At 71.0% G+C, this 12119-nt stretch carries 12 protein-coding genes; 5 read left to right on the top strand and 7 right to left on the bottom strand.

Going from position 1 to position 12119, the window contains the following annotated elements; all coding sequences use genetic code 11:
* The first annotated feature begins 78 nt into the window (after positions 1-78).
* Positions 79-1263 carry a serine/threonine-protein kinase gene (locus F9C11_RS27675; protein ID WP_409180287.1) on the top strand — a complete coding sequence of 395 codons (1185 nt, stop codon included), beginning with the start codon at positions 79-81 and terminating at the stop codon, positions 1261-1263.
* Between the two features lie 82 nt (positions 1264-1345).
* On the opposite strand, the gene F9C11_RS27670 is transcribed toward F9C11_RS27675, so the two are convergent.
* From F9C11_RS27670 to F9C11_RS27660, 3 genes are all read right to left on the bottom strand, one after another.
* Entirely contained in the window at positions 1346-3397 is a 2052-nt protein-coding gene (locus F9C11_RS27670) for a M3 family metallopeptidase (protein ID WP_409180286.1), read from the bottom strand.
* 91 nt (positions 3398-3488) lie between these two features.
* Entirely contained in the window at positions 3489-4196 is a 708-nt protein-coding gene (locus F9C11_RS27665; RefSeq protein ID WP_037805922.1) for a histidine phosphatase family protein, read from the bottom strand.
* Positions 4197-4225: 29 nt separating this feature from the next.
* A complete protein-coding gene (locus tag F9C11_RS27660; RefSeq protein WP_409180285.1) occupies positions 4226-5068 on the bottom strand; it encodes an undecaprenyl-diphosphate phosphatase in 843 nt (280 codons plus the stop codon).
* A gap of 161 nt (positions 5069-5229) precedes the next feature.
* On the opposite strand from F9C11_RS27660, the gene F9C11_RS27655 reads away from it, so the two are divergent.
* The 4 genes from F9C11_RS27655 (at position 5230) to F9C11_RS27640 (ending at position 8125) form a co-directional block, all read left to right on the top strand.
* On the top strand, positions 5230-6192 hold the full coding sequence (locus F9C11_RS27655; protein ID WP_409180284.1) for an aldo/keto reductase: 963 nt from the start codon (positions 5230-5232) through the stop codon (positions 6190-6192).
* Between the two features lie 98 nt (positions 6193-6290).
* Complete coding sequence (locus F9C11_RS27650; protein WP_409180283.1) at positions 6291-7304, top strand: YncE family protein; 1014 nt, start codon at positions 6291-6293, stop codon at positions 7302-7304.
* Positions 7301-7525: a DUF5703 family protein gene (locus F9C11_RS27645; protein WP_344275483.1), complete on the top strand. Its 225-nt coding sequence runs from the start codon at positions 7301-7303 to the stop codon at positions 7523-7525. The genes F9C11_RS27650 and F9C11_RS27645 overlap by 4 nt, the downstream gene beginning before the upstream one ends.
* An 18-nt stretch (positions 7526-7543) precedes the next feature.
* On the top strand, positions 7544-8125 hold the full coding sequence (locus tag F9C11_RS27640; RefSeq protein WP_409180282.1) for a dihydrofolate reductase family protein: 582 nt from the start codon (positions 7544-7546) through the stop codon (positions 8123-8125).
* Positions 8126-8522: 397 nt separating this feature from the next.
* Here the strand turns inward: F9C11_RS27640 and F9C11_RS27635 are convergent, their stop codons facing one another.
* The 4 genes from F9C11_RS27635 to F9C11_RS27620 are packed head-to-tail and all read right to left on the bottom strand — an operon-like array spanning position 8523 to position 12095.
* Positions 8523-9251: an SRPBCC domain-containing protein gene (locus tag F9C11_RS27635; protein WP_409180281.1), complete on the bottom strand. Its 729-nt coding sequence runs from the start codon at positions 9249-9251 to the stop codon at positions 8523-8525.
* Entirely contained in the window at positions 9244-9846 is a 603-nt protein-coding gene (locus F9C11_RS27630; protein WP_409180280.1) for an ArsR/SmtB family transcription factor, read from the bottom strand. The genes F9C11_RS27635 and F9C11_RS27630 overlap by 8 nt, the downstream gene beginning before the upstream one ends.
* A 33-nt stretch (positions 9847-9879) precedes the next feature.
* The gene (locus F9C11_RS27625; RefSeq protein WP_409180279.1) at positions 9880-10773 is read right to left on the bottom strand and encodes an alpha/beta fold hydrolase; all 894 of its coding nucleotides are present in this window, start codon (positions 10771-10773) and stop codon (positions 9880-9882) included.
* Complete coding sequence (locus F9C11_RS27620) at positions 10773-12095, bottom strand: M20/M25/M40 family metallo-hydrolase (RefSeq protein WP_409180278.1); 1323 nt, start codon at positions 12093-12095, stop codon at positions 10773-10775. The genes F9C11_RS27625 and F9C11_RS27620 overlap by 1 nt, the downstream gene beginning before the upstream one ends.
* Positions 12096-12119 lie beyond the last annotated feature (24 nt).

Here is a 12119-nt window from a genome sequence, read left to right as displayed (position 1 = left end):
GGCCGTTCGACGCCGGAACGCAGCGGAGTTCCCTACGATGGCGAAGCTGACGACCGCGGGCGGAGAGGGACGGTGGGGATGGCCGAGGGGCGACCGGGTGCGATGATCGGCGGCCGTTACCGGCTGATCGGCGAACTCGGGTCCGGCGGTTTCGGCCGGGTGTGGCGGGCTCGCGACGAAAGTCTCGACGTGAGCGTCGCGGTGAAAGAGATGCGGCTGCCGCCGTCTTCCAGCGACGCGGAACACGCCGACCGGCTGAAGCGGGCGGAGCGGGAAGCCCGGCACGCCGCCCGGCTGCGCGACCATCCGAACATCGTCGCCGTCCACGACGTCGTGATCGAGGGCGGCGTCCCGTGGATCGTGATGCGCCTGGTCGACGGCCAGACCTTGGCCGACCGCCTCGCCGGCGGCCCCCTCTCCCCCGAACAGGCGGCTCCGATCGCGGCGGCGCTGGCGGACGCGCTCGGCGCCGCGCACGACGCGGGCATCGCGCACCGCGACGTCAAACCCGGCAACGTCCTGCTGACCGGGGCCGGCCAGGTGCTCCTGACCGATTTCGGCATCGCCACCCACGAGTCCGACACCCAGTTGACCTCTACTGGCATGTTTATCGGCTCGGTCGAATACACCGCCCCGGAACGGCTCGAAGGCCGCGGCCGCGGCGCGGTCAGCGACCTTTTCTCGCTCGGGGCCACCCTCTACCACGCCGTCGAGGGCGTCTCCCCGTTCGGCCGCGACAGCGCCAAGGCGACGATGGCCGCCATCCTCTTCGAGCAGCCTCCGCCGCCGGAGCGCGCGGGCGCGCTGGCCGAGCTCATCACGCGCCTGCTGGACAAGGACCCGGACCGCCGCCCCTCCTTCGCCGAAGCACGGCAGCTGGCCGCCGCGCCGAGCCCGGCCAAGCGCGAAACCCGCGTCGAGACCGGACTCCGGCCGACGCGACCCGAGCCGGCGCCGAAGGCGCCGCACCAGCGCACCGGCCGCAAGGGGTTCTTCGCCGGGACTTTCATGATGGCTGCGGGGCTGGTCCCGGCGGTCGTCGCCTCCGGGGCCGTCCTTTCCGGCTCTTCCCACGCTGCCGACCAGAGGACAGCCACCCTCGTCCCGTTGGCGTTCGCCGCTGGGATCGCCGTCTTGGTCGGAATCGGGCTCTGGCTCTGGCTCTGGCCGATCAAGCACAACAAGCCGATCGGTTTCGGCGCCGGCCTCCTCACGTTCGTCGTGCTGCTCGTTTTGTGGCTGCCGAACATCGTGATCAGGTGAGCCGCGCGTCCCAGGCGGAAACCCGCAGCGGGGCCGGGGCGAACGGCCCCAGCCTCGCCGTATAGGTCGTTATACACCCAGCTTACGCGCCCGCGAGCCCCCGGCGCTTCAGCAGCGGTTCGATTTCCGGCGCGCGGCCGCGGAAGGCCGCGAACGCCTCCATCGGGTCCACGCTGCCGCCGAGGCCCAGCAGGGTCGACCGGAAGTGGTCGCCGTTTTCCCGCTTCAGGCCGCCGTTTTCGGTGAACCACTCGACGGTGTCCGCGTCGAGCACCTCGCTCCAGATGTAGGAGTAGTACCCGGCGCTGTAGCCGCCCGCGAAAACGTGGTTGAAGTACGTCGTCCGGTATCGCGGCGGGACGCTTTCCAGTGCCACGCCCGCCTTTTCCAGCGCCTCGGCCTCGAACCGCTGCACGTCCTCCACCCGGTCGTCCGGGCCGAGGCGGTGCCACGCGAGGTCGAGCAGCGCCGCGGCGAGGTACTCGGTCGTGCGGAAGCCCTCGCCGTACTGCTGCGCGGCCTCCAGCAGCTCGACCTGCCCGGCGGGCAGCGGCTCCCCCGTCTCGTGGTGCTTGGCGTAGTTGGCCAGGATTTCCGGCCACAGCATCCACATCTCGTTGACCTGCGACGGGTATTCCACGAAGTCGCGCGGCACGTTGGTGCCGGTGAAGGTCGGGAATTCGACGCCGGACAGCAGCGAGTGCAGCGCGTGCCCGAACTCGTGGAACGCGGTGCGCACCTCGTCGAGCGAGAGCAGGGTCGGCTCCCCCTCGCGCGGCTTGGTCACGTTCAGCACGTTGACCACCACCGTGCGCCGCCCGAGCAGCCGCGACTGGTCCACGAAGTTGTTCATCCACGCGCCGCCGCGCTTGGAGTCGCGGGTGTAGTAGTCCATCAGGAACAGGCCGAGCCCGCTGCCGTCGGCGTCGAAGACCTCGAAGATCCGCACCTGCGGGTGGTACTTCGGCAGGTCGTGCCGTTCGGTGAAAGTCAGGCCGTACAACCGGTTCGCGGCGGCGAACACGCCGTCGTGCAGCACCCGGTCCAGCTCGAAGTACGGCCGCAGCGCCGCGGTGTCCAGCTGGAACCGCTCGCGCTCCACCTTCGAGGCGTAGAACGCCCAGTCCCACGGCTGCAGCGTCGCGTCGGGCACGTCCGCTTCCAGCAGCTGCTGGAGTTCCGCGGCCTCGGTGCGCGCGTTCGCGACCGCCACCGGCGCGAGCCGTTCCAGCAGCCCGCCGGCCGCCTCGACGGTCTTGGCCGTCTCGTCCGCGATCACGTACGCCGCGTGGTTGGGGTAGCCCAGCAGCGCGGCCCGCTCGGCGCGCAGCCGGGTGATTTCCTCGACGATGGCGTTGTTGTCGTACTCGTTGCCGCGGTTGCCGCGCGACACCGAAGCGGTGTAGACGCGCTCGCGCACCGCGCGGTTTTCCAGCGACGCCACGGCCGCCTGCGCGGTGGGCAGCGTCAGGGTCAGCACGTACTTGCCTTCGAGACCGCGTTCGGCCGCCGTCTGCGCCGCCGCCGCGATCGCGCTTTCGCCGAGCCCCGCCAGTTCCGCGGCGTCGTCGAGCACGACGGCGAGATCGTTGGTGTCCCGCAGCAGGTTCTGCGAAAAACGGGTCTGCAGCGTGGAAAGCTGCTCGTTCAGCGCGCGCAGCTTCGCCTGGTCCTCCTCGGGCAGCCCGGCGCCCGCGCGGCTGAAGTCGGTGTACCGGCGTTCCAGCAGCCGCAGCTCTTCCGGGGTCAGGCCCAGCTCCGCGCGCTTGCGGTACAGCGTCTCGATGCGGGCGAACAGCCGCGGGTTGAGGTGGATCGCGTCCTGGTGCGCGGCCAGCTTCGGGGCCAGCTCGGCCTGGATCTCCTGGATCTCGTCGGTCGCGTTCGAGCTCGAGATGTTGAAGAACGTGCCGGACACCCGGGTCAGCAGCGCGCCGGCCCGCTCGAGCGCCGCGATCGTGTTCTCGAAGGTCGGCTCGGCCGGGTCGTCGGCGATCCGTTCCACGTCGGCGGCGTGCTCGGCGAGCCCGGCCTCGAACGCGGGCCGGTAGTGCTCGTCGGAGATGCGGTCGAACGGCGGCAGCTCGTACGGCAGGCCGCTGGGGGCGGCGAACGGGTTGTCCGGGGAAATCATTCGGGTTTGCGCTCCTGGTTCTCCACAGGGTTCTCCACGTGGTTCCGCCCACCCTACGGGGTCTCGCATCCGACGGAAGGACTGTCGATCGTCAGCGGCCCGTGCTTCCGCCCACGACGGCGTCGCTCGAAGCCTTCTTGCCGCGGCCGCGCTTCTTCTTCGGCGGCGGCGGCACGATCCCGGCCAGGTCGCCGCCGTGTTCGTTCACCCGGAGCACGAACGGCCGCGTTTCGGTGTAGCGGACGACCGACACCGCGGCCGGGTCCACGACGATCCGCTGGAAGGCGTCCAGGTGCTGGCCCAGCGCGTCGGCCAGGATCGACTTGATCACGTCGCCGTGGCTGCACACGACCCACACCGCGTGGTCGCCGTGCTCGGCGGTGATCCGGGCGTCGTGCGCGCGGATCGCGGCCACCGCGCGCGCCTGCATCTCGGCGAGCCCTTCGCCGCCCGGGAACACCGCCGCCGACGGGTGCGCCTGCACCACGCGCCACAGCGGTTCCTTGACGAGGTTCTTGAGTTCCCGGCCGGTCCACTCGCCGTAGTCCACTTCGGACAGCCGCGGCTCGACGACCTTCGTCAGCCCCTGCGCGGCGGCCAGCGGCGCGACGGTCTGCTTGCAGCGCAGCATCGGCGACACGACCAGTTCGGCGACCGGCACCCCGGCGAACCGCTCGACGAGGGCGTCGGCCTGGGCCCGGCCGGTGTCGTCCAGCCCGACCTTCGGGGTGCGCCCGGCGAGGACGCCCGAGCCGTTGGCCGTGGACTTCCCGTGCCGGAGCAAGATGACCGTACTCACGACGCCACCCTAACCGGTGATCGGCGGGGTCAGCCCCCGGCGGGTCCCGCGTTCGGGTCGAGCACGCCGCCGAAGACCAGGCCGAACAGCACGGCGCCGAGCACCACGCGGTAGATCACGAAGGGCACGAAGCTGCGCTTCTTGATGTAGGCCATCAGCCACGCGATCACCAGGTAGCCGACGCCGAAGGCGACCAGCGTGGCCAGGATCGTCGGCCCCCACTGCGCGTTCTCGCCGTTCTTGCCGATGTCGGTCAGCTTGTACAGCCCCGAGCCGAACACCGCGGGCACCGCCAGCAGGAAGGAGTACTCCGCGGCTTCCGAACGGGTGTAGCCCATCAGCAGGCCGGCGCTCGTCGTGCCGCCCGAGCGGGAGACGCCCGGGATCAGCGCGAGCGCCTGCGCGAAGCCGTACGCCAGGCCGTGCGGCACGTTCAGGTGGTCCAGCGTCCGCTGCTGCTTCGCGGTCCGGTCGGCGAACAGCAGGATCAAGCCGAACACGATCAGCGTCGTCGCGGTGATCCGCAGGTCGCGGAAGGCCCGGTCGATCTCGTCCTGCAGCAGCAGGCCGAGCACGACGATCGGCAGCGAGCCGACGATGATCAGCCAGCCCAGCCGCGCTTCCGGGTCGCGCCGCCAGTCCGGGCGGTAGAGCGAGAAGAACCACGCGCGCAGGATCCGGCCGATCTTCGGTCCGAAGTAGAGGATCACCGCCAGCTCGGTGCCGATCTGGGTCACCGCGGTGAACGCCGCGCCCGGGTCGCCCCAGCCCGCCAGCGCCGCGACGATCCGCACGTGCGCGCTCGAGGAGATCGGCAGGAATTCCGTGAGCCCCTGCACCAGCCCCAGCACCAGGGCCTCGAACCATCCCATCACGCCGCTCCCGCCGGTTCGCCCGCCCGCTGGGGGCGCTGTCCGATTCGCACGGCCGGGAACCTATCGGGTGGTTCCTGAGAACTCCCGCGAGGGCCCCGGTCCGACACGGGGTCACCTTGCCCGGGCGCGGGCGGGTGCGCCCACTAGGCTCGGCGGTCGTGGAAAAGCGACAGCTCGGCCGGTCGGGACTGCGGATATCGCGGATGGCCCTCGGCACCATGACGTGGGGCGGCGACACCGATCCGGACGAGGCGGCCAGCCAGCTGGTCGCGTTCGTCGACGCGGGCGGCACGCTCGTGGACACCGCCGACCTCTACGCCGGCGGCGAGGCCGAGCGGATGCTCGGGGAGCTGCTGTCGGACCTGGTGCCGCGCGAGGACGTCGTGCTGGCCACCAAGACCGTCGCCCGCCGCACCGACGGCCCGTTCGGCGGCGGCGCTTCGCGCGGCGCGCTGCTGTCCGCGCTCGAAGGATCGCTGAAGCGGCTTCGCACCGACCATATCGATCTGTGGCAGCTGCACGCGTGGGATTCCTGCGTGCCGATCGAGGAAACACTGTCCGCGCTCGACTACGCGGTGACAAGCGGCAAGGTCCGCTACGTGGGCGTGTCCAACTACGCGGGCTGGCAGCTCGCCACCGCCGCCTCTCTCGCCGCGGTGCCGTTCGTGTCCGGGCAGTTCGAATACTCGCTGCTGGAGCGCGGCATCGAACGCGAAGTCGTCCCGGCCGCGGCGCACCACGGGATCGGCATCCTGCCGTGGGCTCCGCTCGGCCGCGGCGTGCTCACCGGCAAGTACCGCACCGGCACGCCCGCGGACTCGCGCGGCGCCTCCGCCGAGTACGCCGGGTACGTCGAGCACCACCGCACCGAACGAGCCGCGCGGATCGTCCAGGCGGTCGTGACCGCCGCCGAGGGTCTCGGCACGTCGCCGCTCGCCGTGGCGCTCGCCTGGGTCCGAGACCGGCCCGGAGTGGCCGCGCCGGTCGTCGGCGCGCGCGACACCGGCCAGCTCACCGGCTCGCTCGCCGCCGAGGAGCTCACGCTGCCGCCCGCGATCCGCAGCGCGCTGGACGACGTCAGCGGCATCGAGTTCGGCTATCCGGAACGGGGCACCCGATGAGCCGCAGGTGTCGGGTCGGTGACACGGGCGTGACGGGTCGGCGTTCCTGGAGGATGCTGGAGGGACCCGTTCGCCGGAGCTTGGGTGGAGGTTTCAAGGTGCGTCGGCTCACCGCCGCGTCGCGGATCGCGATCCCGCTGGCCGGTGCGCTCGCGCTGTCCGCCTGCTCGTCCTCGGAGCAGCCGAAGGACAACCTGCAGGTCGTGGCCAATCCGACGGCCGCGAAACCGGCCGTCTCCCCCGCCCGCGCGGTGCCGCCCGCCGGGCAGGTGCTGCCGATGCCGGTGGTGTCCGCGATCGCGGCCGACCAGCAGAGCCGCACGCTCGTCGTCGCGCTTTCCCAGCCGCCTGAGCTGCGGCTTTACGATCTCGCCTCGCTCGGCGCGCCGAAGAAGACCGTCGCGCTGCCCGGTCCGGCGGAATCGCTCAGCGTGTCCGCGGGCCAGGCACTCGCCGGGATCCCGGGCAAGGGCGTGCTCGCCCGCGTCGCGCTGCCGGGCGGGCAGCTGACCGCCGAGAAGGTCGCCGGGCAGCCGGCCGCCGGGGTCGCCGACGGGCCGGACACGCTCGTCGCGGTCCGGGACCGCAAGGCCGTCGAGGTGCTGGCGAACGGCTCGGTGGCGAAGACGATCACCGGGCAGCTCTACAGCGCCGACGACGTGGTCGACACCGGCAACGGCGTCGTGGTCCTCGACCGGCTGCGCACCGCGGTGTTCAGCGTGGACGTCCGGGCCGGGACCATGGACGAAGGCCTGCGCGCGGGCGACGGCGCGGCCAACGCGGTCGCGGATTCCTACGGCCGCGTCCTGGTCACCGACGCCCGCGCGGGCGCGCTGCTCGCGTTCTCCACCAGCCCGCTGATCCTCCGCCAGCGCTACCCGGTGCCGGGCAGCCCGTACGGCCTCGCCTACGACGCGAAGCGCAGCCTGGCGTGGGTCACCCTGACCGCCCGCAACGAGGTCGTCGGCTACGACGTCCGCGGCGGAGAGCCCGTCGAGAAATACCGATTCCCGACCGTGCGCCAGCCGGACACGGTGGGCGTCGACGACCAGACCGGCCGCGTCTTCGTCGGCTCGGCCGCCGGAGAAGGGACCCAGGTGATCCAGCCATGACGACAGTCGACGAGGCGGTGGTCGAAGGGGATTGGGAGTATCGCCGCCTGCGCCTCCCCCCGGCGGTGTCCCGGCGCGCGGCGATGATCCAGCTCTCCATCCACGCGGAGTTCGCGGGCTGGGAACTGCGCACGGTCCGGCTGTACGCGGACGGCACGCGGAGGGTGTGGCTGCGGCGGAAGCGCACGGCGGCGGACCATTCGACGGGGCTCGCGACCTGACCTGCTTGACTGTCCGTTATGCGCAAGTTGGTCTATCTGGTCGCGTCCACCCTCGACGGCTTCATCGCCGCCCCGACCCGGGAGGACCCGACCGGCTCGGTCTTCCAGTTCGAGGGCGACCACGCCGAGCCGCTGCTGCGCGAATATCCGGAAATGGCGCCGACGCACCTCCGGTCCGCGCTCGGCATCGAGGACGTCCCGCACCGGCATTTCGACACGGTGGTCGAAGGCCGCGTCTCCTACCAGATGGGCGTCGACCTCGGCGTTCCGGACGCGTATGCGCATCTGCGGCACTACGTCTTCTCCCGCACCATGACCGAGGCGCCCGGCCCGGCCGTGCAGGTGGTCAACACCGACCCGGCGGAGAAGATCCGCGAGCTGAAGAAGGAAGACGGCAAGGACATCTGGCTCGTCGGCGGAGGCGCGCTGGCCGGAGCGCTGCGCGACGAAGTGGACGAGTTGCACCTAAAGCTGTACCCGGTGGTCATCGGCTCCGGCGCGCCGCTGTTCGACGCCGGGTTCTCCGTTGACAGCTACCGGATGGCGGACAGCCGGACCTTCGAGAGCGGCGTCGCCCTGCTGCGGTACGTCCGCGCCTGAACCCTTGTGAACGACGTCGCCGGGCTGACCGGACGCATCTGGCGCACCGACGCCAGCATGCTGTATCGCCGAGGCACTGAAGCGCTGGCCCTGAGAGGGGGTGCCGTCCAGTCCCACCGGATGGCTCGTGACCAGCGGCTGGTGCGAGGCGATAGACCGGGTTCGCCGGGACGCGGCCGGCCACGAGAAGGCCGTCCGGGCAGCGGCGGAACCGCCTCCGGAACCGGAAATCGCCGGGCTGGCCGCGTTGCTGCATCGCCGCGATGCACGCTGTCGCGATGTACGACCGGCTTTACGGACTGGACCCGTCGCCCGTCGTCCTGCTGAACCAGGCGGTGGCCACGCGGTACGCCGTCGGTCCGGCTCCGGCGGGACAAGGCGGCCCATTCGACAAGGCTCAGCCGAGCGCGGCCATCCACTCCGCCCACTTGGCTTCCTCCGCCGCCACGTCCACGTCCGGCGCGACGATGTGGTGCGTCGCCACCAGCGGCCCGCGGAAGCCTTGCATGAAGCAGAAAAGCCCCTCTTCGGTACGGATTCCGACGGTCTGCTCGTTCACCGCGTACACCACACCATCCGAACCGGCCAACCGGACTTTCGCGCCGACAGCCAGCTTTTCGACCCCGACCTCCTTCGCCAGCGCAGCCCACAACGCAGGCCAATCCGTGACAACCGCAGGCCCGAACGCGGTCACCGGCACAGCCGTCCGGCCCGGGAAGTGCCGCACGAACTCCACCAGGTTGCGGAAGAACAGCGCGCCGCCCGCCTGCATGGCCTCGAACTCGTCCGCCCAGTCGTCGCCCGGCAGGAAGCCGCTCGTGACACACCGAATCACCGAGCTGCCGCCCTCGCGGCCTTCGACGAGGAATTCGTAAGCGATCCGCCGTCCGTCCGGATCCGGTTCGCCGCCGTAGGCCAGCCGGTTCGGCGGGTCCCACGCGGTGATCGCGTGCGTCGGTTCGTAGGCCGCGAAAGCCCCGCGCACCGCGCCGCCGACCCCGCCTTCGACCTCGTTGCGGCCCATGAACCACGAGTCGATGCCCGGCCCGGTCGCGATCGCGGCCCAGACCTCCTCCGGTTCGACCGGGACCTCGGCGACGTCGATCTCCCGGAATTCCTTACCCATCCTGGTTTTCCTCCCCCATCGGCACGCTCGGGTGCACCGCCAGCACCACTCGGTGCGCGCGGCCGTTCTCGGCTTTCTCGTCGTGGTACTTCCCGACCAGCGTGGTCACCGCCGTCGCCAGCTCCTCCGCGAACGCCGCCCGGTCGGCTGCGGAAGCGAACCGGACCTCGCCGTCGAGCGCGAAGGTGGCGACGCGCTTTTTTGCTTTCGCCGCACCGGTGATCAGGATTCCGACGTCGCGCACCAGCCGTCCGGCGACGGCCAGCAGCCAGCGCGCGGAGAGCCGGTCCGGCGACTGCGCCGGATCGGGCTGCACGGCCGCGAGCGCGGACGGCGAAATCACGTACGAGGCTGCGGTCGCCCGCATCATCCGCTCCGTGACGTTGCCCTTGCGCCGCTCCTCGACCAGCTCCACGAGCCCGTGCTTTTCCAGCGCGCGCAGGTGGTAGTTGACCTTCTGCCTGGGCAGGTCGACGCGAGCGGCCAGCATCGTCGCCGAGGCCGGCTGCGCCAGTTCGGCCAGGAGCCGGGCCCGGACGGGGTCCAGCGACACCTCGGCCGCGGCCGCGTCCTCGATCACCGCAACGGGAAACATGCGTCCCATCGTCGCGGCTGAACACTCACATTGTCAAGACAGTTTTTGTTGTCGGTAGGCCTCGTGCACGACCGAGGCGATCCGCGGGACCACCTGCGCCGCGGCCTCCAGCGGGACGACGTGCCCGACGCCCGGCAGCACCACGGCGTATCCCTGGGCCAGCCCGCGCACGAACTGCTCGACGTCGGCGGGCGCGACGATCCGGTCCCGCTCCCCCACGATCGCCGTCACCGGCAGGTCGCCGGCCAGCGACAACGCGGCTTCGCGGGCGTAGGCGTCAAGGGCGGGCCGGAACTGCGCGACGGTGTGCGGCCAGTTGCCGCGGATCATCTTCACGGTCAGCTCGACCAGGTCCGGGTCGGGATCGTCGCCGAACAGCCACCAGCGCAGCCCGGCGCTCACCGCCCGGCTGGTGTGCTCGCGGAACACGCCGTACAGCTTCGCGCCCAGCACCATTTCCAGGTCCTGCGCGACCTTGCCGAGCGCGTTGGGCCAGGCCGCGGACGCCTCGGTGGCCAGCCGCCCGGACGACGTCGACAGCAGCACCAACCCGCCGACCCGCGCGGCGAACAGCTCCGGATGCCGCTGGGTGAGCGACATGACCGCGAGCCCGCCCATGTCGTGGCCGACGAGCACGACCCGGCCGTCCGGGACTTCGCGCTCGAGCACCTCGGCGAGGTCGTCGGCGAGCTGCCCCATGGTCGCGGTGCCGCGCGCGGCCCGGCCCGACTCGCCGTGCCCGCGGTGGTCGTAGCTGACCACCGCGAGCGGCTGCTCGACCGCGTCCGGCAGCACCGGGGCGATCCGGCCCCAGCTGCGCTGGTCGAGCGCGTAGCCGTGCAGCAGCACGACGGTCACGGCCGCCGCCGGGTCGCCCCTGCGCACGAGGTGCAGGGGCGTGCCGTCGGCGAGCCGGAACCCGGACATCAGGACGAGCGGAGGAACCGGTCCAGCACGCGGACGCCGAACTTCAGCGCGTCGACCGGGACGCGCTCGTCCACGCCGTGGAACAGCCCGGAGAAGTCGAGGTCGGCGGGCAGTTTCAGCGGAGCGAAGCCGAAGTTGCGGATGCCGAGCTGCTGGAAGGACTTCGCGTCGGTGCCGCCGGAAAGCATGTACGGCAGCGTGCGCGCACCCGGGTCCTCGGCGAGCACCGCGGCGGTCATGGCGTCGACGAGCGCGCCGTCGAACGTCGTCTCGACCGGCGGCAGCTCCATCCACTCCTTCTCGATGTCCGGCCCGAGCAGCTCGTCCAGCTCGCGATCGAACGCCTCGATCCGCCCCGGCAGGATGCGGCAGTCGACCGCCGCCTCGGCCACCGAAGGAATCACGTTCGACTTGTACCCCGCGGTGAGCATCGTCGGATTCGCGGTGTCGCGCAGCGTCGCGCCGATCATCCGGGAAATGTTGCCCAGCTTGGCAACCGCTCCCTCGAGGTCGTCCTCCGGAAAGTCCCAGCCGGTGATCTCGGTGACGCCGGCGAGGAACTCGCGCACGGAATCCGTCAGCACCAACGGGAACTGGTGCTGCCCCAGCTTCGCGACCGCTTCGGACAGCTTGGTGACCGCGTTGTCGCGATGAATCATCGACCCGTGGCCCGCAGTGCCGCGAACCCGCAGCTTCATCCAGCGGATGCCCTTCTCGGCCGTCTCGATCACGTACGCGCGGACGTTGTCCTTCAAGGTGATCGAGAAGCCCCCGACCTCGCTGATCGCCTCAGTAACGCCCTCGAACAACTCGGGCCGCTTCTCGACGAGCCACTGCGCCCCGAACTTGCCGCCCGCCTCCTCGTCGGCGACAAAGAGGAACACCAGATCCCGCGGCGGCACGATGTTGTTGATCTTGTAGTGCCGGGCAAGCGCCAGCGTCATGCCGACCATGTCCTTCATGTCGACCGCGCCGCGCCCCCACACGTACCCGTCCTGAACCGCACCGGAGAACGGGTGCACCGACCACTCGGCCGGGTCCGCAGGGACGACGTCGAGATGCCCATGGATCAGCAACGCCCCGCGACTGGGGTCAGCCCCAGGAAGCCGCACGAGCACGTTGTGCCGGTCCTTGCCGCCAGACTCGACGTAAGTGATCTCGTACCCGGCGTCAGTCAGCTTCTCCGCGACGTACTCGGCCGCGACCCGCTCGCCCACGAGGGTTTCGGGGTCGCCGGTATTGGTGGTGTCGATGCGGATCAGCTCGCTGGTAAGCGTGACAGCCTCGTCCGCAGCAACGTCGATCAAGTTCGGTTCGGTCACCGGCCATTCCTATCATCCAATGCC

Source organism: Amycolatopsis sp. VS8301801F10 (assembly GCF_046195355.1).
Taxonomy (GTDB): Bacteria; Actinomycetota; Actinomycetes; order Mycobacteriales; family Pseudonocardiaceae; genus Amycolatopsis.
The sequence above is the reverse complement of the archived record's forward strand: the minus strand, read 5'-3'. Positions and strand labels throughout refer to the sequence as shown.